The following is a 23,727-nucleotide window of genomic DNA, read 5'->3' on the forward strand; positions in this document are numbered from 1 at the left end:
TACGTTCTTAAAAAATTTGGAATCCTTTGTAATTCCCCTTTGACTTGAAACAAAGATTTAAGCTTAAACCGCGAAACGGACATATGAAAGCTTTCTTTTGTTACCGATTATTTTTTGTCAATTCTAAATGACCCTCATTTCTGCAATAATAAAGGCTTCCTTATCAAACTTTTTGAAAAGTTTATTGACAGATTTTTGATTAATGATAAAATCATAAATGATAATGATTATCATTATTATTAAATGGAAGGGGACGTTATGAAAAAAAGATATCTAATATTTGCATTAATTGTCTTATCATTTGTTTCAGTATTCATCGGTGTAAAAGATATATCGCCATTCGATCTTTTTCATTTAACGGACGATAAAACACAAATTATTTTAATTAGCAGAATCCCCCGATTAGTGAGTATTATCATCGCTGGTGTAAGCATGAGTATTTGCGGATTAATCATGCAGCAGCTAAGCAGGAATAAGTTTGTATCACCAACGACCGCTGGAACGCTTGATTCAACAAAACTGGGAATTTTAGTTTCTTTAATGTTGTTTACGAGCGAAAGTCCTTTAATTAAGATGGCTGTGTCTTTCATTTTTGCACTGGCCGGAACGCTTCTCTTTATGAAAATACTCGAAAAAATTAAATTTAAAGATACGATCTTTATTCCGCTCGTTGGAATCATGTTCGGTAATATTATGAGTTCGATTGCTACGTTTTTCGCATATAAGAATGATTTGATCCAAAATATGTCCTCCTGGCTGCAGGGCGATTTTTCGATGATTATGGAAGGCCGCTATGAGCTTATTTACATAAGTATTCCGCTTGTGATACTTGCCTATTTGTTTGCTAATAAATTTACAGTTGCCGGAATGGGAGAAGATTTTTCTAAAAATCTTGGAATGAATTACAAGCGGATTGTAAATATCGGTCTCATCATCGTTGCGTTAGTAACTGCTTCTGTTGTTGTAACAGTGGGAACGATTCCGTTTCTTGGCCTAATCATTCCAAATATTGCTTCTATTTATTTAGGGGACAATCTAAAGAAAAGTCTTTCTCATACTGCATTGCTCGGGGCTGTATTCTTATTAGGCTGCGATATACTTAGCCGAATGATCATTTATCCGTATGAGATTCCAATTAGCCTTACCGTCGGCGTTATTGGAAGCGGGATATTCATTTACTTACTAATGAGGAGAAAGGCATATGGATTATAAAAGTAAAACAGGTATTCTGGCTATGATTGCAATGATTTTAGTTGCGGTTTTTCTATTTACACAGATTGGAAGCGATTTGGGCTATGCCCTTCCGAACAGATCGATAAAAATATTTGCAATCATTATAACTGGGGGAGCAATTGCACTTTCGACGGTTGTGTTCCAGACGATTACTAACAATCGAATATTGACGCCAAGCATTTTAGGGTTGGATTCACTCTATTTATTAATCCAAACATTTGTCGTTTTTATGTTCGGATCAACGACGTTAACAATGATGAACCAAAACATTAACTTCTTAATATGCGTCGGGTGTATGGTAGTGTTTTCGGTTATTCTGTACAAACTGCTCTTTAAGGGTGAAGCCCATAATATTTATTTTCTATTATTAATCGGTCTCGTGTTTGGCACGCTGTTTAAAAGCGGCTCATCTTTTATGGAAGTGCTGATCGATCCAAATGAATTTCAAATCGTCCAAGACCGAATGTTTGCCAGCATTAATAATGTGAATACCGACATCCTTCTTATTCCTAGTATTCTCGTATTGCTTGTTCTTTTGTATTTTCTTAGGTTCTTTAAATATTTAGATGCCCTTTCATTAGGAAGGGATCAAGCGATTAATTTAGGAGTTGATTATGACTATGTCGTCAAACGGCTGTTAATCATCGTCTCGATTCTTATCTCAATTGCAACTGCTTTAGTTGGACCGATCACCTTTTTAGGCTTGCTTGTTGTTAATGTGGCTGTCGTGTTTTTAAAAACGTATCGCCATTCGTATTTAATTACAGGTGCCATTTTAATCAGCATCATTGCACTGGTCGGCGGAGAATTAATTGTTGAACGGGTATTTACATTTACTGCGACGTTAAGTGTCATTATTAATTTTATTGGCGGAGTTTATTTTATTTATCTGCTCTTAAAGGAGAATAAAGCATGGTAGATGTTAGACATATTTTTAAAAGATACAATCAAAAAAATGTGGTCGAAGATGTTTCCTTGAAAATAGATAAAGGGACTATCACTTCATTCATTGGCCCGAACGGTGCAGGGAAAAGTACGGTTTTATCAATCGTTGCAAGACTTATAAAAAAAGACGGCGGAGAAGTTTACATAGACGGGAAAGAGCTAAGCGAATGGAAAAGTAATGAATTGGCCAAAAAGGTTGCGATTTTAAAGCAGTCCAACCATATTAATCTTCGGCTGACGATTAGAGAACTCGTATCATTTGGGCGCTTCCCTTATTCTCAAGGAAGGCTTACGAAAGAAGACTGGGAACAGGTCGATCAAGCGATTCGCTATATGGCGCTTGAAGATATTCAAGACAAATACCTTGATCAATTAAGCGGCGGACAGCAGCAACGCGCTTTTATCGCTATGGTTATCGCACAAAACACGGAATATATCTTGTTAGATGAACCGCTTAATAACTTAGATATGAAGCATTCCGTGCAAATTATGAAAATATTAAGGAGGTTAGTTGATGAGCTTGGCAAAACCATTTTGATTGTGATTCATGACATCAATTTTGCTTCATGTTATTCAGATTACATTGTGGCTCTTAAAGATGGAAAGGTTGTGAAAAAAGGCAAAACCGATGAAATGATTAATTCTAAAGTATTAAAAGAGATTTATGATATGGATATTGAAATTGAAAATTTCCAAGATAATAAAATTTGCGTGTATTACGCTTAAAGGAGAAGAGACAATGAAAAAATTAGCTACACTATTGATAGCAGCAATGCTCGCCGTTGTACTGGCAGCCTGTGGGTCAAACAGTAAAGATACATCAACCAATGAAGCGAAATTAAGTGATGAAAAGCTTACGATCAAGCACGAATTAGGTACCACGGAAGTCCCGAAAAATCCTAAAAAGGTTGTTGTTTTTGATATGGGAGCATTGGACTCCTTGGACAAATTAGGAGTTAACGTCACTGGAGCACCAAAAGATGGCTTGCCTTCGTATCTATCAAAATATAAAAATGCGAAATATGAGAATGTTGGCGGTTTAAAAGAACCGGACTTTGAAAAAGTTGACCAAATTCATCCTGATTTAATTATTATTTCAGGAAGACAAGCAAACCTTTATGATAAATTCAAAAAAATTGCGCCGACGATTTATTTAGGGGTAGATGCAAAGAACTATATGAAGTCCTTTAAAAATAATGCAGAAACATTAGGGGAAATTTTCGATAAAAAATCCGAAGTAGACAAACAGCTTACCAAAATAGATGATCAAATTAAGGCATTACACGACAAAGCAGCGAAATCAGATAAAAAAGGTTTAATCATCCTCGCAAATGACGGGAAAGCAAGCGCATATGGCGAAGGATCACGATTTGGCTTGATTCACGATGTGTTTGGTGTTAAACCGGCGGATAAAAACATTAAAGCATCGATACACGGTCAAAGTATTTCCTTCGAATACATTCTGGACAAAAATCCGGATTACCTTTTCGTTGTTGACAGAGGAGCCGTTGTCGGCGGAAAATCGTCCGCAAAACAAGTGGTTGAAAATGCGATTGTTAAAAAGACAAAAGCCTATAAAGAACATCATATTGTCTACCTAAATCCGAATTACTGGTATTTATCAGGCGGCGGACTCATTTCCGTACCGGAAATGGTGAAGGAAGTTGCAGATGGTATTAAATAGGAAACCGGGCAATGCGCCCGGTCCTATGGATTTATCTAACACTAAGATATAAATTTGCGCTTTGAGAATTGAATGTCAAAACGGGTCCCTTCCCCAAGCTTACTTTCTACTTTAATTTTCCCATTATGTTTTTCTGATATCCATTGGGCAATTGAAAGCCCAAGACCTATTCCTTCTGTATTTGACCTCGATTTATTGGCTTGATAAAAACGATCAAAAATACGTGACAAGTCTTGTTCACTAATCCCAACCCCATTATCTTCTACAACAATACTGACGTAGTTTTTTGTTTCAAAGCAAGAAAGTGTAATCTTCCCATTCTTCTGTATACTTCATGGCGTTATCAAGGAGAATAACGATAAGCTGATGGATTCTATCTTTATCTCCCACAAAAGAAATAGGCGAGGAAGGGAGAAATGAAATCCTTTTTCCTTGGTAGACAGCTACTTCTGCATAGTGTTCAGTTATTTTTTGTAATAATCCATCTAAAGAAAACTCTTTTTTCTCTATTTCAATTTCATTAGAATCAGATCTTGCTAGTGTTAATAAGCTTCCCACGAGCTTTGATAAACGCCGGCATTCCTTTAACACGACAGATATATCAGAAAGCTTATCTTGAATAGGGGTTGAAGGATTCTGAATTAATAATTCAATTCTTGATTGAATAACGGTCAAAGGCGTCCGTAATTCGTGAGAGGCATCTGATACAAATTGCTGCTGCTTATCCCAGGACCTTTTAATAGGAATAAGCGCACGCTCCGCTAAAAAGAAACCTGCGATAATAGCGAGTGCACTTCCAATCACACACCCAACAATGATAATAATCAGGAGAATGTGGAGCATCGATTTTTCTGGAGTAATATTTCGGATGAATTCTACTTTAACCGGTTCTCCGTTAGCGTTCGTACGCATTGAGATTATCTGAAAATAAAAGTTATTGACTTCTATTTCCTGCATCGTTTTAAATTCACGAGGTACAACTTTAGAGCTGTTCTGGATTAAAAAGTCAGCATCCGGTCCTGGTGAATGCCATATTATTTTATTATTTTTATCCCACATTAACACAGCAGGTTTGCCGTCAGGCCCGCTAAATTCCGGGATGCTTCCTGTTTCTTCGACATGTTGAAGCGTATGATTTAATGATTTGTTGACATCTTTATACAGACGGGTCTGAACATAGTAATAAATGACACCGCCTAAGATACTGATAATAAAAATCAAAACAATAGAGTTTAAAATTGTTAGCTTTAGCCGTGTTTTTTGAAACATGCTTTACACCTTAGTCTCTTTCAACATATAGCCTATCCCGCGCACCGTTTGAATGTCCTTATGATACCCAAACGGTTCCAGTTTTTTTCTTAAGTGATGAATATAAACCTCTACAATCGCCACAGTTGTATCAGATTCGAATCCCCAAACGCGATCATAGATTTGTTCCCGAGTTAAAATCTTGTCCTTATTCTGAATAAGATACTCTAAAAGTTCATATTGTTTAATCGTCAGTCTCATAGAAACATGATCTATCTTAATCTCTTGTTCTCTTCCAAACAGTTCAATTCCTCTATAACGTATCGTTTGGTCAATCGTAAGACTCCCAGCCCTTCTCAGTAATGCCCGGATACGCGCCTTCAACTCCGGAGCCTGAAAAGGTTTAACTAAATAGTCGTCTCCCCCAATATCCAATCCCTTGACACGATCTTCTAACCCGTCTTTTGCTGTAACGAAAAGTACAGGAGACATGATATGTTCCGCACGAAGCCGGCGGAGAATTTCAAAGCCGTCTAACTCCGGAAGCATCACATCAAGCAAAATTAAATCATATATATTTTGCAGCCCTAAAAATAATCCTTCTTCACCATTTGTTGCACATTCTATCTCAAATTCGTCGCATAATATTTGACGCATGGACTCTAATAGATCTTCATTATCCTCTACAATTAATATACGCATTATTTTTATCCTTTCATTATTTTCATTAATATTTACATATTTTTAGAGTAAAGAAAACTTGGCTGGTGCCAAGCCTTAGGGCGCAGACAACTGCCTAGTTGCTCTTATACTTTCATCCATTATTCAACTTAAATATTGTAAAAGCAAAAAAGTAAAACAGGAAGCCTTTAAGCTCCCAATGTTTTGTTAGGTATTTAAGTGCAACAAAATCTTTATCTATGTAGCCGGTTTTTTTTCTATTCTACTATATCAAATACTTATCTACCTCTTACTCTCTCTTTTTACTAAATCCCCCAAATAACCATATCCGTTATAATCTCCCATAGACTTTTCTTTGTTTTGTTTCTATGCCATAAAGTTGACGAACAATATATAGAGGACGGTCTTTTGTTTCATCGTAAATCCTGCCAATATACTCACCGATAATGCCGAGTATGATGAGGACCATGCCGCTGAAAAATAACTGAATAATAATCATTGAAGCCCATCCGGATACAGTATTATTCGTAAACAACTTTAAATAGAGTACAACAAACATATAAATAAAACCTGCAATAGAAAGGAGGCCTCCTGCAAATGAAGCAAGCTTTAATGGTTTGTAAGAGAAGGCAGCCAACCCATCAATTGATAGTTTAAGCATTTTTTTCAAAGGGTACTTCGTCTTGCCTGCCAATCGTTCATGACGGGTGTATTCAATTGCAGTTTGCCGGAACCCCACCTAACTGACCAATCCGCGGACAAATCGGTTTTTTTCAGGAATTCTTTTCATTTCTTCGCACACCCTGCGGTCTATTAAACGGAAATCGCCTGTATCAAGGGGAATATCAATATTTGTTGAGGCTCTTAAAATACGGTAAAAGACAGCGGCTGTTTGTTTTTTAAAAAATGTCTCCCCCTTTCTCTGTGTCCTTTTAGCATAAACGACGTCATACCCTTCCTCCCACTTTTCAATCATCTTTAAAATGAGCTCCGGCGGGTCTTGTAAATCAGCATCAATCACAACAATCGCGTCACCTTTAGCATAATCCATGCCGGCAGTAATAGCGATTTGATGACCGAAGTTTCTGGAAAAATCAATTAATTTCGCGGAATAATCCTTCTCCGTATATTCTTTTAAAATAGCAGCCGTTCGATCATAGCTTCCATCATTGACAAAAAGCAGTTCGTATTCCTCTCCTGTTGAATCCATCACCTTTTTCAACCGTCTATAAGTTTCATGAATGACCTCTTCCTCGTTGTACACGGGAATGACTATGGAGTACTTTACTTGAGTGAACATATTTAGTCCTCCTTTTCTTTATAAAGGATGGTAAAGAGGAGAAACTCCTGCCCTCCCCTTATTTACCCTTTATACACGTAAAGTGTGATGTTTTGTCCTCGTGAAAATGGCTGATTGTCGTTTTTATTGTTTGCTTTATTTGTAGATTGCCACTTGCTTGCCGGCACCGCTTCACAATTTTTTTCAATCCATTCAGTGATTTTCTGATTGCCTTCCATACCCATACCTGATGAAATAAGGAAGTATTTCACTTCACCCGCTTTGACTATCTTTTCAAGTTTCTCGGGGGTCAAGACTGGATCATTTCCCATAAATCCCCCCATAGCCATAACAGCATGATCAGTTTTCAACATATATGGTTCAGCGGTCGTTGCTCTTTCAACAGCTAGCATAAATTTTTCCCCATGATAATGTTTTTCTAAGTAACTGAGAAGTTTTGGATCGACCTCATCCCCCATCATGCCGCGGTTTCTGCCGTTCTGCCATTGACTTTGTTGTATATGGTCTGCTTCTGCACCATGACCCTTAATTTGCATACTATCTAGTTGTCTATCAATAGTTTTCCCCCCCATCATTGGCCACGATGATTGACTTACAGGTCCGGCAACCGGCATCGTACTATTTCCTCCATGCAAAACTGTCGAAAATCCCCAATAGAATGGAAGAATAAGCAAAGCAATAACCCCTGCTATCGAAAAGCAGTAAGCCGTTTTTACTTTATTGCGGAAGAAAATCAATAAAGTAAATAAGACAACGCCGACAATCACAGCAGCAGCTATCCATGTCTTGGATACAGCTTCTTTATTTTGTAATAAGATTAATGTTTCAAATAATGCCGTAGCCAGGATAGACACAGGCAGCAGCCAATTTGCCCACCCTTGTTTCTTCTTATAGAAATCCCATAAGACTGTCCAGCCAATTCCAACTAATCCCGCAATCGCAGGCCCCATAATACTTAAGTAATATTGATGGAAGAAGCCTGCAATACTGAAAAAGATCATCATAGGGATAAGCCACGCCAGCCAAAATGTTGCAAACTTATGCTGCATCGTAAACTCTTTGGTTTTTCTTAGTGATACAACTAAGCCAATAACCGCAAAGAGGACAAATGGTAATAACCAACTAATTTGCCCGGATAATGCCTTAGAAAAAAGCCGGGTGACACCCGGGGTGCCTGTTCCAAACATTCCTCCTCCCATTCCCCCATGTCTCAGTATTGCTTGTTTATCGCCTTTTTGGCTTATTTGGAATGGGTTTTTGCTTCCCGCTTGTTTCTGCATTTTCTGCATTTGGTCAGCATTCATATTGTGCATGTTTTGAGGGGCGTTTTTATTTTTACTGCCAAACTGGCTTTCCATTCCCTGTCTTTGTTTAGTGTTCCAAGGCATCCCTTGTCCCCCGCCTTTGCCATGGCCCGGCTTGTCACCTGTTAAACGGGAGATGCCGTTATAACCTAAAGCGAGCTCCAGAACAGAGTTTGTCTGACTGCTTCCAATATAAGGGCGCTGATCTTTCGGTACCATGTCAACAGTCGTCGCCCATGAAAGGGAAACGGCAGCCAATACGACAGTTGCTAAGATTAACTGGCCAATTCTTTTTGTCCATTTTGCTTTTGCCGCGATAAAGTAAAAAAGGTAAAATGCGGGTAATACCATGTAGGCTTCCAGCATTTTAACATTGAATCCAATGCCTACTAAAATAAAACTTAACAATAACAAGCTCAATTTTTGCTTTTCTATTGATTTCATTAAGGCCCAAGCTGCAAATAAGAGCGTCACAATAAGAATACTGTCTACATTATTTGTCCGGACAACTGCTACAAAGATCGGTGTACAGGCTAATGATAATGCCGATAATAAAGCGGCTTTTCGCCCAAATTTATGTTTGACAATCACATACATGAGCCATACGGATATCACCCCTGCCAACGCTTCCGGTAAAAGAACACTAAAATTGCTCAACCCAAAGAGAGAAGCACTAAGCGTTTGAATCCATAACGCAACAGGCGGCTTATCTACCGTAATAAATCCGGCCGGATCAAATGATGCATAGAAAAAGTTATGAAAACTCGTTAACATGCTTTTGACCGCTACCGTATAGTAAGTATTTGATCCGGCATCCTTTAAAAGATAAAAGTTAAGAAAAATAGATAGCAAAATAATACCCGCTAATAAAAAGTCGATCCTTCCTTTAACTTTCATTTTCATATGTCGCATTTACTCCTTTTCAATAAGAAGTTTTTTTTCTAATGGCTTGCTTTTAATTATAAAAAAGTTTTCTTAAATTTTTCTTAACGCATTTTTAAAGGAGTATTTATAAAGAAGTATCTGAAGGAAAATGGGTTAATACAAAAATGGGAGTATTAAAAAAAACGGATACTATCCATAAAAAAGCGATAATCCGTTAATTCGGTTTATGTTATAAAAAGTCAGTAGAGGTAATTAAATTTAATCGTTCAAGAGTTTACTATTTCGTTTAAAAATCATGATTGATAATCCTTTTTCCATTTTTCGCTGTGCCTTTTTACTATCAATAGAATTAGGCATTCAAATGGGCACAGAATTTCATGCCTTAGGTTTTTTTGCGTATTTCACCTTTATTTTACACATATTATCAAGGAATGGTTGAAACCAACTAACAGTCATTTGGTTTGTTATATTTACGTATACGAAGGGGTGAAGATAAATGAAATGCCCGCATTGTGACTATTCTAATCCGGAAGGGCTGAGGCTCTGCCTGAGCTGCGGTCATAAGTTGCTTAGTCGTAACACTCAAGAGCAGGACCCAAACAACTTTTTTTATGAATTTGCACAGATTGTTGACGAGATTCCGAGCAGCCAACGGTCTGTCAAACCTAAATTTCGAAATATCTTTTCGCGAGTGTTTCGAAAACATAAAGAGGTCGAGGCTGAACGACTTTTTATTGTAGGCACTTCGCTAACTACGCCAACAATCGAAGAAGTAGAGGCGACATGGCCAAAACCTTGGCTTTTTGCGAGGGTGTTCCTTATTGCGCTCTTCACATATTTGGGATTATACCTGGGTGTAAGCTTGTTTGGAAATATAAACTTTATACCGGGTCTTATTGTCGTTGGTGCTTTTGCTGTTCCAATTACGACGCTGATCTTTTTCTGGGAAATGAACGCTCCCCAGAATATAGCTATTTACAAAATTGTCTATGTGGTCTTTATCGGGGGAATCCTCTCCCTTTTAGTGGCGCTGGTCTTTTATGATTTGCTTCGGAATAACATCAACCCCATCACGATTGGAATCGTTGAAGAACTGGCTAAAGTGGTAGCGGTTATTATATTTGTTCGTGACCTTAAATATAAATATATTCTTAATGGTCTGCTGCTTGGAGCTGCAGTCGGGGCCGGTTTCGGGGCTTTTGAAACCGCTGGTTATGAATTACGGGCACTCCTCTCCGGCAACTTCCATATGCTTTATTACACAATCATATGGCGCAGTATATTTTCTCCCGGAGGCCATGTTGCCTGGGCAGCTTTAACAGGAGCTGCAATGTGCAGGGTGCAAGGAGACTCAAAATTTCGGTTAAACATGTTGATGAAGCCAAAGTTCGTTTTTGTATTTATTCTAGTCGTGGCGATGCACGCTCTTTGGGACTCACCTATACCCGGTATTTATCCGTTCGGACAACTCATTCTGATGATAATATCATGGATTTTTGTTTTCCGAATGGTTCGAATCGGACTAAATGAAATCACTGATAAGAAAAAGGGACTTACCGTTACATAAAAAAGAGACAAGCCCCTTAGATTAATGGATTTTACCGAAAAGCGAAAAACGCAAAGCAGCAGCGGCTAAATGATGCATTAGTAAATTCAGCCGCTGCTTCCTTTATGTTTTACCGCTTTTGTCATTTAATAAGGTAAGGAAATGACTCGTAAATGGCGGTGCCTCAAGGGTAAATATTTCTAACGTCCTCCAATTATTTTCATGTGAAAAAAGCATGTTATAGATTAGATTTGTTTCACAGTACTAGGCTTACATATCATCCCGGTATTTTTCAAGTATAGTTCGATCAGGGTTTGAAGTCTGGCGTTGCAACATACGCTCATTATTTAATTCCTCCAAATGACGGCCTTTTGTTTCCGGCGCTAACATCACCGATATTATCAATCCCATCAAACTAATAATCGCAAAGAACCAAAGCGCATGACTATTTCCCCATACTGCAATTAAATTAGGGAATACTAATATCCCCATTATTGATCCTATTCTACTGATAGATGTTGCTAACCCTGATGCACTTGCTCGTATACTTGTCGGGAATAATTCTGTAGAATAAACAAAGTTTAGTATGCCGCCGCCCATATTGGCAAAAAGAACAGCCAAACTAAATAGAATAATTAAAAAGGCCATTGTCGGGCTTGGATTAACGGCTAAGACAATAAGAGCTAGTGAAAGTCCAGAAAATGATGTGATAATCAGCGGTCTGCGTCCAATCCTTTCAACAAGATTTAATCCTATAATTGCTCCTAACAGACCAAGTACACTAATCGTTCCGGATCCAATGTAAGCCATCATTTGAGATCCATGAGTAAAAGGTTTTAAAATCGTTGGGGTATACATCGAAATACCATAATAAGCGACCGCATAACAAAACCAGAACCCGCAGACAAAAAAAGTGCGGCGAAAAAGCTTTTTGGAAAATATATCTTTTACTTTTTGTCTTTGATGATGATTACTTTTTATGACAACTGTTTTCCCCGTGACTTTTTTCATGATATCTTCCGCTTCCTTCTCTCGACCTCTCGCTGCGAGCCATCTCGGTGATTCCGGAAGCGTCACTCTGAAAAAGAAAACAACTAATGCAAAAATTGCTCCTGCCAAAAGCATGTATCGCCATGCATTGGGGCCAAAAGGTATGAGTAATATTCCGACAAGATAAGCAAAAACAGCTCCAACAAACCACATGGCACCTAAAAAAGTACTGTGCATGCCACGGCTTTTTGATGAACTAAATTCGGAAACAAGCGTCGCAGAAATAGGGTAATCAGCGCCAATCCCAATCCCTAATAAAAAGCGAAAGAGTATTAGCTGCCAAGCTGTTTGAGAGAAAGCAGTTAAAGCGGCAAACACGACAAAGGCGAGTAAATCGATAATATACATGGCTTTCCGTCCAAATTTATCTGTCAAATTCCCTAAACAAAGTGCACCAATTAATGATCCGATAACAGCAGAAGAAGTCATTAATCCTTGGAGGCCGGGCCCCACATCCCATTGACTTAAAATGAGCGGCATGGCAACAGCAATCACGGTCAAATCAAACCCATCAAGAAATGTACCTGCCGCCGATAATAAAGTGACTCGCCTTTGAAAAGCTTTAAGCTTTAATGAATCTAGTTGTTCGACCCCCATTTATTCTCCTTCCTTTCATTGATGTTTTTTAATCACATGAATTTAAGAAAATGATATAATTTAAAGTTGATTTCAGAGATAAATGGTAACATCTAGTATTAAACAAAGAACTATCAATGAACAATCAGAGCTTTTTCCAAAACCAATTGTTTTCCAATTCTTAATTTTTCAAGCTCGGTACCAGGAGCATATTCCAGTATCAATTGACAACTTTGGTTGGTTTTCCTTAATTCATCAAAAATCGGTGTCCAATCCACTGTTCCCTCGCCGATTGGTAAATGTTCATCGCTTGCCCCCGAATTATCATGAATGTGCAGTCCCAATAACCGTGAGTTTGTATAACGGATCATTCTTGGGATATTCCATTGGTTTACATGCGCATGCCCAGTATCAATTAAATAACCTGCATAGTTATCCAAAGTATTTAGGAATTTCACAAATTGATCTTCGGTAAAAATTGATGTTCCATTATATCCAACATTTTCAACTGCTAATTTTACACCAAGAGGTTTGGAAATTTGACATAAACGCCCGATATATTCTTCTGCCCTTTTACGAGCTATGGCTTTATCAAAGATCGGTGAAAAGCAAAATCCTGGATGAATGACGACATGTTCGGCTTCAATCTCATGGGCAAATAGGATTGACTTTTTATATTCTTCAAAAGAAGTTTCGCGGATTGCTTTATTCTCACTAGTCAAATTTGTATCCCAAGCAGGAGGATGAACCGTAAATTTTACTTTATAATGCTTTACTGCCTTTTTCATTTTTTCAATTTGTTTGTCCATTTCATCCCATTCCAAACCATCCATAAGCAATTCAACTTTATCTGCGCCATAGTTAACAAGCTGGTTGATATTTTTTTCAACATTATTCGTTAATAAAATTAAATCAGAATAACAAATGTCTTTGTTCATTTTTTCACCCCTTGTTATGAGTTTATTAACATAGATTTATAATTAGAAATACTTCCTTTCGATGTCGTTATTTCACTTAACAAACCCACCTTCCCCTCTCTTTACTCTCAATTGTTTTAATCATCTCTTTATCTATAATAGATTGCCATTGTTAAAATAAGTTTTACCTAATTTAAATAAATTGTAAGGATTCTGTAAATCCCATTCAAAGCAAGGAATCCCCGTGCTAGTATGACAGTAACCAACTTGTTGGAAATATTTTTTGAACTTCAATCTATTAATCTTTCCAATTAAATATTTATTTCTATAAATGATGAATTGGAGGAAAAATGCATGTTAAAAAAGTTAACGAAAACAACTCTCATTGCTGCATCTGTTACGGTTCTTGGTATTGTTACAGTATTTAATCATCAAACGTATGCCAAATCAAATTTTAGACATATCCCACCGCGGTGCATCGGGATATGCTCCTGAACATACAATAGCATCCTACAAACTAGCCAAGAAACTAAAAGGCGACTATATTGAAATCGATCTGCAGATGACCAAGGACGGCAGACTGGTTGCCATGCATGATGAAACTTTAGATCGAACAACTAATGGCAGCGGCTTGGTCAAAGATTATACGCTTGACGATATTAAGAAATTAGATGCTGGTACATGGTTCAATAAAAAATATCCTGAAAAAGCAAATCCTAACTATGTTGGTCTAAAGGTTCCAACACTTGGAGAAATTATTCAAACATTCGGTCGGAGCGCAAATTATTATATAGAAACAAAATCACCGGACGTTTATCCAGGCATGGAAGAAAAACTGCTTAATATACTTAATAAATATAAGCTTATTGGGCCTAACAGTCAGTCGGGAAAAGTGATTATCCAATCCTTCAGCAAAGATAGCCTTTTGAAAATCCACTCCATGGATGCTAATATTCCGCTTATCCAGCTGCTCTCGTATTCTCAAAATGCGGAAATTTCCCAGAATGAAATCAATAATATAAAAAAATACGCTGTTGGCGTTGGCCCAAATTATCAAGCTATCAATCGCGGCTATGTACAAAAAGTAAGAAATAACGGCCTTCTCATTCATCCATATACAGTAAATGACAAAGATGATATGAAAAAGTTGCTGGATTGGGGGGTAACGGGTATGTTTACTAATTACCCGGATGTACTCCGTAATCTCATTAAGGGTATTTAAAATAGATTGTTTATTTTAAGATACACTCTTGCAGTTTGGTTAATAGAAGGCAGGAGATATTAAAGATAAATAAAGAACCTTTATAAACTACAACTTTATTAACGTAAAAAATGACCGAACAACCCTTGGCAAGAGCTGTTCGGTCATTTTTTTGCTTTTTACCCTTTTTAATTGTAACTTTAATACGATTTATTTTTTTACAGCATAAATATCATAAATGGTTTCAAAAGCTAATAGTAAAATCAGATTTATAAAAAGGAATATAGTAGGTATCGGCCGCTTGATGCACCTTTGCCAACAGTTATTCAGGGAAGTATACCTACTTGATCAACTCTGAGAATAACATATTATCTTAATCACAATTGAATGTAATTTTTATGCAGCATCAATATCAAATGTTTTTTGCCTTTTTAATAATAAAACTTTCTTTTTTATTAAAGGAATAATCCAGCGATCCAAGCCAATTTTCCCTGAATTAAACCCAGCAATCATGATGACTATTTCAATAAGCACCATTTGAGGATTTGTACTTGTCGCTCCAGAAAACATATAAGAAAAGTTCATAACAAATCCCATCAAGGCGGAAAAGGTTGTGAAGGTCCCTAAAATAAGTCCAATTCCCACTAAGAATTCTCCCCAAGGGACTAATAAATTGAACAGATCTATGTTAGGAACAACAAGGCATTTTAAAAAGTCGGCCCACCATGTTTGAACAGATGGATGTTCACCCGTTGATTGTTTAACAGCACTGATTAAGAAACCTGAAGCATCAAAATTCCCAGTCATCTTTCCCCATCCAGCTTGGATCCATTGCAAGCCAAGGTAAAGACGCAGAATAGTTAATATGAAAGAAAAATAAACATTTTTTCTTATTAAATTAGCCATAGAATACCTCCTAATAAAAACTTAGTTAGTTTTTCTTCTTTCTTTTATCGTTTTTGTTGCTTGTTTATGAAGGGCCCTTTAATTGATAATGATTATCGATTTCATATTAAATAATTTTTAGATAATCGTCAACACCTCTTTTTCGAATTTTTTTATAAAAAAAACTGGTCTCCTAATATATAGAAAAAGCTACCTATAATAAGTATCTAGGTAACTTTTTGCAAGTATGCTTTTTGAGCTATATTTCCTAACCCAATCATGCCTATCCGCGGTTTTTTCAAAATTAATCGTCCCTTTTATTATTAAAATATATCAGACTTAGTTTACCTTATAATCAAATAACAGACCAATGACTAGAAAGTTTAGTTAGTTATTCAATGCGTTAAGGGTAAAGAAAGATTTGTTATTTTACCTGCTGATAGCATTTTTTATAGAAACAGGAAACAGCTTCTCCTTTTTTGGAATCAAGGAATGATAATAATATCCTTTGTACGACGTGTTATTATAAAAATAGATTAAAGAAAGAATAATGAGGTGAAAGAAATGGTCAGAAGGAGACGTTTTAGCCCCCTAAAATCAATGGGATTTAATTTTTGGGGGGCTATCTTAATAACAGGAGATGTATAATAATGAAACAAAATAAATATGATGATCCAAATTTCTTTTCAGCGTATGAACAAATGCCGCGATCAGTTAAAGGACTTGAAGGTGCTGGGGAATGGCATATTTTAAAAGAACTGATACCAGATCTGAAAGATAAAAACGTACTTGATTTAGGCTGCGGATTTGGCTGGCACTGCCGATATGCCCGTGAGCGGGAAGCAAGCTCTGTAACAGGTGTAGATATATCTGAAAAAATGATTCAAAGAGCTCTTGAAATGACAAATGATCCTTTAATTTCATATATAAAAGCGCCTATTGAAGACATCGATTTTTCGGACTCTCAGTTTGATGTGGTCATCAGTTCGTTGGCTTTTCATTATATTAAATCGTTTAAATCAATCTGTGAAAAAGTTTATGATTGTCTAAAGCCTGGAGGAAGCTTTGTTTTCTCGGTTGAACATCCAATTTTCACTTCCCGGAATAAGCAAGATTGGTATTATGATGAGCAAGGAAATCGCCTGCATTGGCCGTTTGACAACTATCAAATAGAAGGCGTTCGTGAAACAGCATTCTTAAATGAGAATGTTACAAAATACCATCGTACGATTTCAACATATCTAAATGACTTAATTGACACTGGTTTTATTATACGGGCCGTTAAGGAATCAGTTCCTTCTGAAGAAATGTTGAAAAGTATACCTGAAATGAAAGATGAGATCCGAAGACCAATGTTTTTAATGATCTCGACGGAAAAGAAAAATAGTGCCTCAAATAAATAAATTTAGTTGTTTAAGCAGAGTGTTCCTGCAAAAAAGCAGGAGCACCCTTTTCTTTTTCAATTAAGGATAGGCTATTGCTTAGAGCATCATTTTTTTATCATAGATTCCTGGCAGAGTATACAGTAAATTCTGTTAATTGCTCTGTAATGACATCATAACATTTTATACAAAAATACGTCCATGTTTATCAGAAAAATATATAGGTTATTATAGGGTACAGACAGGAAAATGCGGATTAGCAGCGGTAAGAAAAATAACAAGTAAAGGTATATGAATTAATCAACGGCAATAGTTTTAAGACAAGTCGTATGAGACATTAAAAATCCTTATTTTGTACGATTCTATGTCTGTATCAATAGAGTTTACTTTATTGATATTACGAAGTGGTATACTTAAACTTAAAGTTGTTGAATATTCAAGTTAAGCCAAAAAGTGACATAAAGAATTGGAGAAATTGAGAATGCCATTCTTAACTGTCAGCTGATCGAAAAATTGAAGAGAGGTGTTCCTTGATGACAAACAGCAGATTGAATCCTAAGGTTGATGAATTTTTAAGTAAATCTAAAAAGTGGAAGGAAGAATATGAGAAGTTACGAAATATCATTCTTGACTGTGGGTTGACTGAAGAATTTAAGTGGATGCATCCTTGTTATACATTTGAGAAAAAAAACATCGTTTTAATACATGGATTTAAAGAATATTGTGCGCTTCTGTTTCACAAAGGTGCCTTGTTAAAGGATACCCATGGGATTCTAATCCAACAAACTGAGAATGTACAGGCGGCTCGCCAGATTCGGTTCACCAATGTTCAAGAAATAATTGAAATGGAAACCATCTTGAAAGCTTATATTTATGAAGCCATTGAAGTTGAAAAAGCCGGTTTGGAAGTAAAAAGGAATACAGAATTTAAAATTCCTGGAGAACTTCAAAATAAATTCGATGAAAACCCTGCCTTGAAAACTGCTTTTGAAGCATTAACGCCGGGTCGTCAAAGAGCATATATTCTTTATTTTTCTAAACCCAAACAATCCAAAACTCGAGAGTCAAGGGTTGAAAAATATATGCAGCAAATTCTCAATGGAAAGGGATTAAATGATTAGTATTTTAAATGAGAAAATAACTTAAATAAAAAACTTTTTGGGTTGAATCGAAAGATAATATAAAAAAGCCGATTTATCTCCATTATAATTTTTAGGTTTCCTTTTACAAACATAAAGCAGGAGAGAATCGGCTTGAAACGATAATTAATATAATTTTACAAATATCTGCTTGGGTCAAGATGTTTAATATTATGTTCAGTGTCCCCCTCTAATATTAAATCCGAAGCAATTTTCCCCATCACTGGAGCCATTTTAAATCCATGACCGGAAAAACCGCACTGGATAACAACATTTTTTACCCCAGGTGCTTTGCCAACAATCGGGTGCTGATCAGGCGTAAAGGTGTCCATAAATGCATTAGCTCTTACTGGATATGGAATGAGATCCGGGAAAAAGTTTTGAACAGCTTGACTGACAGGTGCAAGATCTTCAATAGGAATATTGCGGTTAAGATCATCTGGATTTTTGATCTCAGCCAGTGCCGTATTGTTTGAAATTCTAACCATACTGCCATCAATCGCAGGTGCACCTGTTATTTTTTCACCTTGAGTCATTCGTGCAAAAACAGGGAAATGTTTTTCCTCAAATAGCGTAATATCTTTGGCGGCAAACCAAGTCATGATTAAACGACGGACACTGAGTTTATTTTTTAAATTAGGAAAAAGCTTGCCTGCCCACGGTCCTGCTGTTAGCAACACTTTTCCTACCCGGTAGTCATTATCTTTTGTTTTAATCGTAACACCTTCGTTATCTGGAAGAATTTCCTTAACTTTTGTATAGCGGTGGATTTTTGCTCCCAATGCTTCAGCAAGTTGTACGGCTGAAACAACTGCCTTTTCCGGTCTAAGAAAACCGGCCTGCTTATCTAATACCATGACCTCTTCAGGCAACAACCGATGTTGCGGGTACCGTACTGCGGCCTCTTTGCCTTTTAGCACTTCATAATCCAAATCATAAGTTTCAATACTTTCCATCACGTTTCGTATAGGCTTTGATTCTGGATGTCCAATCATTAGACCGCCGTTAAGCGTTAAAAGGCGGTTGCCAGTTTCCGCCTCCAGTTGTTGCCAAAACCGGCGGGCATCTTTTAATAACGGAACGTATTCCGACCCTTCAAGGTAAGCAGTTCGAAAAATACGTGAGCCTCCACCTACTGCTGAACGATCGTGTCCGGTTCCAAATTGTTCAAACCCTATTACGGAAACACCCCTTTCCGCAAGCTGCCACATTGCCATACTTCCCATCGTTCCTACACCAATCACACCTACATCCGCATCCATTAAAAGTACCCCTTCCTTATTAATAAGCATTTGATAATCTATTTAAAACGTTAAGAGCCAAGTATTGTTTTATTAAAAGGTTTGAGTTCTTGATATCACAAATTTCCAGTATATTCTGAAATAATCAGCCGATAATTTTTTACATTCGGGCTACTGTATCAGATTTACTCTTGCTTTTAGTTAAAAAACTAACAACAAATAGTCCAATAAAAGAACCAATAAGGCCATAAGCAACATAAGGAATATGAGTGCCAATTATTTGCGCTGCAGCAGCACTTAATATACCAATAACCATGCTTCCTATAGCGCCTTGGCAGGTTAAAAATTGAGTGTTTTTAAGAAAAAAGCCGGCAAAAATAGGAACGAGTAAACTGACGGCAGAATAGGCATAAGTTGCTACCAGCCATCCTAAAGCTTTTGGATAAGTTAATGCTAAAATAACTGATAAAATAAGAATAATGACTGTCGTGATTCTCGATAAGCTTAATAATTTTCTATCATTGACGTCAGCATTAATATAAGATTGATAGATATCTTTTGTAATATTGACAACAACAGATTGAAGGGCACTGCTGACTGTTGACATAATTGTTGCAATAATAAATGCGGAGTACAAAGCAAGAAACCATGTCGGAATTTGTGTTAAAAACCAACCCGAAGCCATTTCGGAATCTTTAAGATGAGGATTCATTGAATGAATAGCAATGCCCATAAAAGCCGCCCATGCGCCGCTTAATAACCCAACGATAGCCGCGATGATAAATCCCTGTTTGGCAACTCCCACACTCTTAGCAGCATAGATCCTTTGGTAAGACATCTGATTCGTCAAAGCCCCCGGTAAAATAGCTAGAATCCAAAATAAGATTGTCGTTGATCCAACGGCACTCATGCCTTTAGGGAAATTGGTCATGTGATGAGAAACCGTCTGGGTAATATGTCCCCATCCTCCGGACATATTTAATGCATAAATCATAGAAACGACAGACATGACAACCATCATACATCCGAAAATGAAGTCAGTCCAAGCAACTGATGTCAGGCCGCCTGGCAGAACAAATATCAAACTTATAATCGCAAAAACGATAACAAGCAGCGGAAAAGATAACCCTGTGATACTCGAAAACATATTGCCAAAGGCAACCAAATTGGTACATAACCATCCAAAAGGAACAATAATAGACATTAAAGTCACAATACTCATCATCACTTTATTGTCGCCGTAAATTTTTTTAATAATTTCTGGCATCGTCGTAAAGTTTTGCTCTTTGAGCCATTTGGCTAAAATAATAAAAATTACAACGCCGATCGCATAGATTAAATCATACGTTAATGCAGACCATCCCGACGTGTAGCCTATACCGACATGAGCGACAAGAACACCTCCGCCCATACCAGTAGCAAACTGCGTACCCGCAACGACATAAACAGGCAGCGATCTCCCGCCGACCATCCAATTATCACTATCCCTCTGAAGCCTTCCAATGATAAATGAAAAGATACCTACGACTGCCAATAAGACAAGTGTACTAATAATGATAACGAAAGTAGGATTCATGTTATCCTCCCGTTGTGAAATTTGTAAACCTTTTAAGGCTATAACGGTTTATCGGAAGAGATGTTTCTTCGTCCATTAATAACTCAGCCATAAGTGTGCCGACTAGCGGTGATAATGTTATTCCGCTGTGCATCACGGCTATATAAGCATTTTTAATCCCCGGAATGTCTCCTAAAATAGGAAAGCCATCCTCCGGTACGACCCGAACACCTGAAAAACATCGGACAACATTTGCTTTAGCCAAATCTGGGACATACTCTGCAGCCATTCTTGCAGTATCTTGAATAACATCCAATGTGGTCCGGCGGTCATATCCGACTTCTTCTTTTGAATAACCAATTAATATCTCTCCGTTGTTGGCTTGCCGCATGCCTCCAATTGTATATTTAAGAAGCGGCGCTAACGGTTCCGTAACTAAGATTTGACCGCGTACTTGTTTTACAGGAATGTCTATGCCAAGATATGCGCCTAATTCTTTTGTCCACGGCCCTCCAGCCAAAACCAGCTGTTTCGCTGTAACTGCCTTTTTCTCAGTTTTTATCTTAAATTTATCTTTTTCCTTTTGAATTTCAGTCACTTGGTTATAAAAAGAAAAATGGACATTATTTTTTTTTGCAGCCTTTATATATAGCTCGACGAGGCGAAACGGGTTAACATTCCCATCAATTTCACTAAACGTCGCACCTGCGATATTCGGGGATAAAGCGGGTTCCTTCTCTAACACCTCCTCTCGATTTAAAACTTTTATTTTGATGCCGACTTTGGCCTGATTTTCTGCAAGTCTTAAAGCTTTATCCCGATCTTCTTCAGAAAAAAACGGGGCAATCCCGCCTGTACGCCGGTATTCTACATCCCCTATTTTTCTTTGTAGAAATGGATATAACTCAGCGCTGTACATGCTGAGTTCCCCGTACCAGGAAGGCGTTTTGTTGTGGACCCAGACCCAAGCTTGAGTTGACCCGGAAGTCCCTGATAGCGGAAAGCCTTTGTCAATGACCAATATATCCTTCTGCATTCTTTCAGACAGATGATAGGCAATGCTTGCACCAATTACCCCGCTCCCAATAATCGCAATGTCGTAACTATCAACCATGACTACCGCTACCTTCTTCCGTATCAGTTTCATTAAATACTGATATAACACTCGTTTCTTCTGTCAGATCACCAGCTAAAGTTCCAATCCTAGTTATCCTTAGCGGCATCCGCATCCTTGCCGGCAAAATGTCTGATATAGGGTTGCCTGTAAAATCGCTGATTAATTTGTTCACCAAATTCATACATATTTTAGATTGACACGGGCCCATTCCGCAGCGTGTCATTCTTTTGATATCATCAAATGTTTCCGTGCCAAGCCTCATCGCCGTTTCTAATTCATCAATGTTTATTTCCTCACAGCGGCAAATAATCGTCGATTTGTCCAAATTATTGACACCCCAATCCAAAAACGAATTCCTCTGACAGCGGCCGATTAGTTTCAAGATGAAAATCTTTAATTACCTTTGTTCTGGCATTAAAAGTTTCATTGCTTTTTGAAGTTTCTATTTGGTACAGTTCTTTCCATAAACGTTGCTTTCTTTCTTTTGCTTCTTCACTGGTTAACACACCTAGAGACTCTAAAACGCTTGTTCCTGCAATTTCCCCAGTGACTAAAAGCGCTCCTGCAGATGTTACTCCCGCAGCATTTCCGGCAACATAGACCGAGTTTTGGCTCGTTTCAAAGTTGATATCATACTTTGGCAGCCATCCGCCAAGCTCTTTTTGGTAAGTAAGTTCGCAATTCATTATTTCTAAAGACTCTAATATTGGCGAAAGACCTCCGCTAATACAAACTAAATCAGCATGACACATCATCTCCTTTCCGTTTTGTTCCATATAAACTTTTTCAACTTTTTCTTTACCTTGTGCGCTGGTAATGACAGTATTTAAGAAAATAGGAATATTTAATTTTTTTATTTGTTCTATATCTTCAGGTTTTGACGCAGCTATTTTTTCTTCGCCTTCAAAAATCCCATGGACTTTAACGCCGACGGCATCTAATTGTTGTGCCACCTCTAAAGCAAAATCATGAGATCCAAGAATAATAGCATCTTTACCAGGCAACACAAGTTCACGATTCATAAGTATTTGAGCAGCTCCAACTGTCATAACTCCCGGTAATGTCCAACCTGGAAATACTATTGCATCTTCTGCCGCTCCGGTCGCTATAATCATTTTCTTTGTATGAATAGGAATAACTGTTTCCCCGTTACTTATGCCAATTCGCCCGTTCTTGTAAGTACCTATAAAAGTATGCTTAGCTAGAAAATTAACTTGATAGGGAAGGAGTCTGTCAATCAATTGCTGCCGAAGAACAATCCCTCTTTCTCTTTTAAACGATGATGATGGTTCTAAAAACTGGGTTTGTTGTTTTAACTGCCCTCCAAATGCGTAAGACTCATCAACAACCGTGACCTTCAACCCTTTAGTTGCAGGTTCATATGCTGCGTTTAATCCAGAAGGTCCGCCCCCTATAATCAGTAAGTCAGTTTCCATTCTTATCTCTCCTCACATCAGGGTCACCTTCATTAAGTTGAATGTTCATCCCCTCTTCAGCTAAAGTCATGCAAGCAAGAACATGATCTAAGCCGTTAACAGACATAAAACAGCTGCAGCATCTTCCATTCGCACAAAAAAGTCCTCTTGCTTGCTGCAACTTTCTAGTGATACCGAACTTTTTGATCCCATTGGCCATTAGTGCAGCAGCAACTGTTTGTCCTTTCCTTGCTTTTAATGGTTTTCCATTAAGAAAAATAGTTATTTCTTCTTTTCTGTTTTCACCTAATACTGGATGATTTAAAATTCCCATGTTAAAACCTCCTTATATCTTTATAAAGTTATAATAATATAACTTATTAATTAGAAATTTAGGTGCTGCCATGTTTCTATTAATGGTAA

General features: G+C 37.4%; 19 protein-coding genes and 2 pseudogenes. 8 read left to right on the top strand and 13 right to left on the bottom strand.

Annotated features, from left to right (window positions below):
• The first annotated feature begins 258 nt into the window (after window positions 1-258).
• From ACFQRG_RS20665 to ACFQRG_RS20680, 4 genes are read left to right on the top strand one after another with little or no spacing between them, the layout of a single operon-like run.
• Window positions 259-1,212, top strand: coding sequence for an ABC transporter permease (locus tag ACFQRG_RS20665; protein WP_380969759.1), 954 nt, complete (start codon window positions 259-261; stop codon window positions 1,210-1,212).
• On the top strand, window positions 1,202-2,152 hold the full coding sequence (locus ACFQRG_RS20670) for an iron chelate uptake ABC transporter family permease subunit (RefSeq protein ID WP_380969761.1): 951 nt from the start codon (window positions 1,202-1,204) through the stop codon (window positions 2,150-2,152). The genes ACFQRG_RS20665 and ACFQRG_RS20670 overlap by 11 nt, the downstream gene beginning before the upstream one ends.
• Window positions 2,146-2,904, top strand: coding sequence for an iron ABC transporter ATP-binding protein (locus ACFQRG_RS20675; protein WP_380969763.1), 759 nt, complete (start codon window positions 2,146-2,148; stop codon window positions 2,902-2,904). Before ACFQRG_RS20670 ends, ACFQRG_RS20675 begins: the two co-directional genes overlap by 7 nt.
• 13 nt (window positions 2,905-2,917) lie before the next feature.
• Entirely contained in the window at window positions 2,918-3,862 is a 945-nt protein-coding gene (locus ACFQRG_RS20680) for a siderophore ABC transporter substrate-binding protein (protein ID WP_380969765.1), read from the top strand.
• 41 nt (window positions 3,863-3,903) lie between these two features.
• Here ACFQRG_RS20680 and ACFQRG_RS20685 read toward each other — a convergent pair.
• The 4 genes and pseudogenes from ACFQRG_RS20685 to ACFQRG_RS20700 form a co-directional block, all read right to left on the bottom strand.
• Window positions 3,904-5,131, bottom strand: a pseudogene (locus tag ACFQRG_RS20685) (sensor histidine kinase).
• Window positions 5,132-5,134: 3 nt separating this feature from the next.
• Window positions 5,135-5,812 carry a response regulator transcription factor gene (locus ACFQRG_RS20690; RefSeq protein ID WP_380969768.1) on the bottom strand — a complete coding sequence of 226 codons (678 nt, stop codon included), beginning with the start codon at window positions 5,810-5,812 and terminating at the stop codon, window positions 5,135-5,137.
• Between the two features lie 310 nt (window positions 5,813-6,122).
• A pseudogene (locus ACFQRG_RS20695) lies at window positions 6,123-7,091 on the bottom strand (glycosyltransferase family 2 protein).
• A 62-nt stretch (window positions 7,092-7,153) separates the two neighbouring features.
• Window positions 7,154-9,298, bottom strand: a complete 2,145-nt coding sequence (locus tag ACFQRG_RS20700; RefSeq protein ID WP_380969771.1) for a glycosyltransferase family 39 protein — start codon at window positions 9,296-9,298, stop codon at window positions 7,154-7,156.
• 478 nt (window positions 9,299-9,776) lie between these two features.
• On the opposite strand from ACFQRG_RS20700, the gene ACFQRG_RS20705 reads away from it, so the two are divergent.
• A complete protein-coding gene (locus tag ACFQRG_RS20705) occupies window positions 9,777-10,847 on the top strand; it encodes a PrsW family glutamic-type intramembrane protease (RefSeq protein ID WP_380969774.1) in 1,071 nt (356 codons plus the stop codon).
• A 249-nt stretch (window positions 10,848-11,096) separates the two neighbouring features.
• On the opposite strand, the gene ACFQRG_RS20710 is transcribed toward ACFQRG_RS20705, so the two are convergent.
• Complete coding sequence (locus tag ACFQRG_RS20710; RefSeq protein WP_380969776.1) at window positions 11,097-12,473, bottom strand: MFS transporter; 1,377 nt, start codon at window positions 12,471-12,473, stop codon at window positions 11,097-11,099.
• Between the two features lie 113 nt (window positions 12,474-12,586).
• The gene (locus ACFQRG_RS20715) at window positions 12,587-13,390 is read right to left on the bottom strand and encodes a sugar phosphate isomerase/epimerase family protein (RefSeq protein WP_380969778.1); all 804 of its coding nucleotides are present in this window, start codon (window positions 13,388-13,390) and stop codon (window positions 12,587-12,589) included.
• 385 nt (window positions 13,391-13,775) lie between these two features.
• Here ACFQRG_RS20715 and ACFQRG_RS20720 point away from each other — a divergent pair, with 385 nt between their 5' ends.
• Entirely contained in the window at window positions 13,776-14,591 is an 816-nt protein-coding gene (locus ACFQRG_RS20720) for a glycerophosphodiester phosphodiesterase (protein ID WP_380969780.1), read from the top strand.
• A gap of 375 nt (window positions 14,592-14,966) precedes the next feature.
• Here the strand turns inward: ACFQRG_RS20720 and ACFQRG_RS20725 are convergent, their stop codons facing one another.
• Window positions 14,967-15,476: a DoxX family protein gene (locus tag ACFQRG_RS20725; RefSeq protein ID WP_380969783.1), complete on the bottom strand. Its 510-nt coding sequence runs from the start codon at window positions 15,474-15,476 to the stop codon at window positions 14,967-14,969.
• 629 nt (window positions 15,477-16,105) lie between these two features.
• Here ACFQRG_RS20725 and ACFQRG_RS20730 point away from each other — a divergent pair.
• Together ACFQRG_RS20730 and ACFQRG_RS20735 are read left to right on the top strand one after the other, a co-directional pair.
• Window positions 16,106-16,858, top strand: a complete 753-nt coding sequence (locus ACFQRG_RS20730; RefSeq protein ID WP_380969785.1) for a class I SAM-dependent methyltransferase — start codon at window positions 16,106-16,108, stop codon at window positions 16,856-16,858.
• Window positions 16,859-17,370: 512 nt separating this feature from the next.
• Entirely contained in the window at window positions 17,371-17,958 is a 588-nt protein-coding gene (locus ACFQRG_RS20735; RefSeq protein ID WP_380969788.1) for a YdeI/OmpD-associated family protein, read from the top strand.
• A gap of 155 nt (window positions 17,959-18,113) precedes the next feature.
• On the opposite strand, the gene solA is transcribed toward ACFQRG_RS20735, so the two are convergent.
• The 6 genes from solA to ACFQRG_RS20765 all read right to left on the bottom strand — a co-directional run bounded on the left by solA (window position 18,114) and on the right by ACFQRG_RS20765 (window position 23,638).
• A complete protein-coding gene (gene solA, locus ACFQRG_RS20740; protein ID WP_380969790.1) occupies window positions 18,114-19,238 on the bottom strand; it encodes an N-methyl-L-tryptophan oxidase in 1,125 nt (374 codons plus the stop codon).
• Between the two features lie 139 nt (window positions 19,239-19,377).
• The gene (locus ACFQRG_RS20745) at window positions 19,378-20,793 is read right to left on the bottom strand and encodes a sodium:solute symporter family protein (RefSeq protein WP_380969792.1); all 1,416 of its coding nucleotides are present in this window, start codon (window positions 20,791-20,793) and stop codon (window positions 19,378-19,380) included.
• A gap of 1 nt (window position 20,794) precedes the next feature.
• Window positions 20,795-21,886 (bottom strand): NAD(P)/FAD-dependent oxidoreductase, encoded by a 1,092-nt coding sequence (locus ACFQRG_RS20750; RefSeq protein ID WP_380969794.1) that lies wholly within the window; start codon window positions 21,884-21,886, stop codon window positions 20,795-20,797.
• Window positions 21,879-22,214, bottom strand: a complete 336-nt coding sequence (locus ACFQRG_RS20755) for a (2Fe-2S)-binding protein (RefSeq protein WP_380969795.1) — start codon at window positions 22,212-22,214, stop codon at window positions 21,879-21,881. The genes ACFQRG_RS20750 and ACFQRG_RS20755 overlap by 8 nt, the downstream gene beginning before the upstream one ends.
• Before the next feature lies 1 nt (window position 22,215).
• Window positions 22,216-23,325, bottom strand: coding sequence for an NAD(P)/FAD-dependent oxidoreductase (locus ACFQRG_RS20760; protein ID WP_380969797.1), 1,110 nt, complete (start codon window positions 23,323-23,325; stop codon window positions 22,216-22,218).
• The gene (locus tag ACFQRG_RS20765; protein WP_380969798.1) at window positions 23,315-23,638 is read right to left on the bottom strand and encodes a (2Fe-2S)-binding protein; all 324 of its coding nucleotides are present in this window, start codon (window positions 23,636-23,638) and stop codon (window positions 23,315-23,317) included. Before ACFQRG_RS20765 ends, ACFQRG_RS20760 begins: the two co-directional genes overlap by 11 nt.
• Window positions 23,639-23,727 lie beyond the last annotated feature (89 nt).

It is taken from the genome of Scopulibacillus cellulosilyticus (assembly GCF_042665295.1).
Taxonomy (GTDB): Bacteria; Bacillota; Bacilli; order Bacillales; family Sporolactobacillaceae; genus Scopulibacillus_A; species Scopulibacillus_A cellulosilyticus.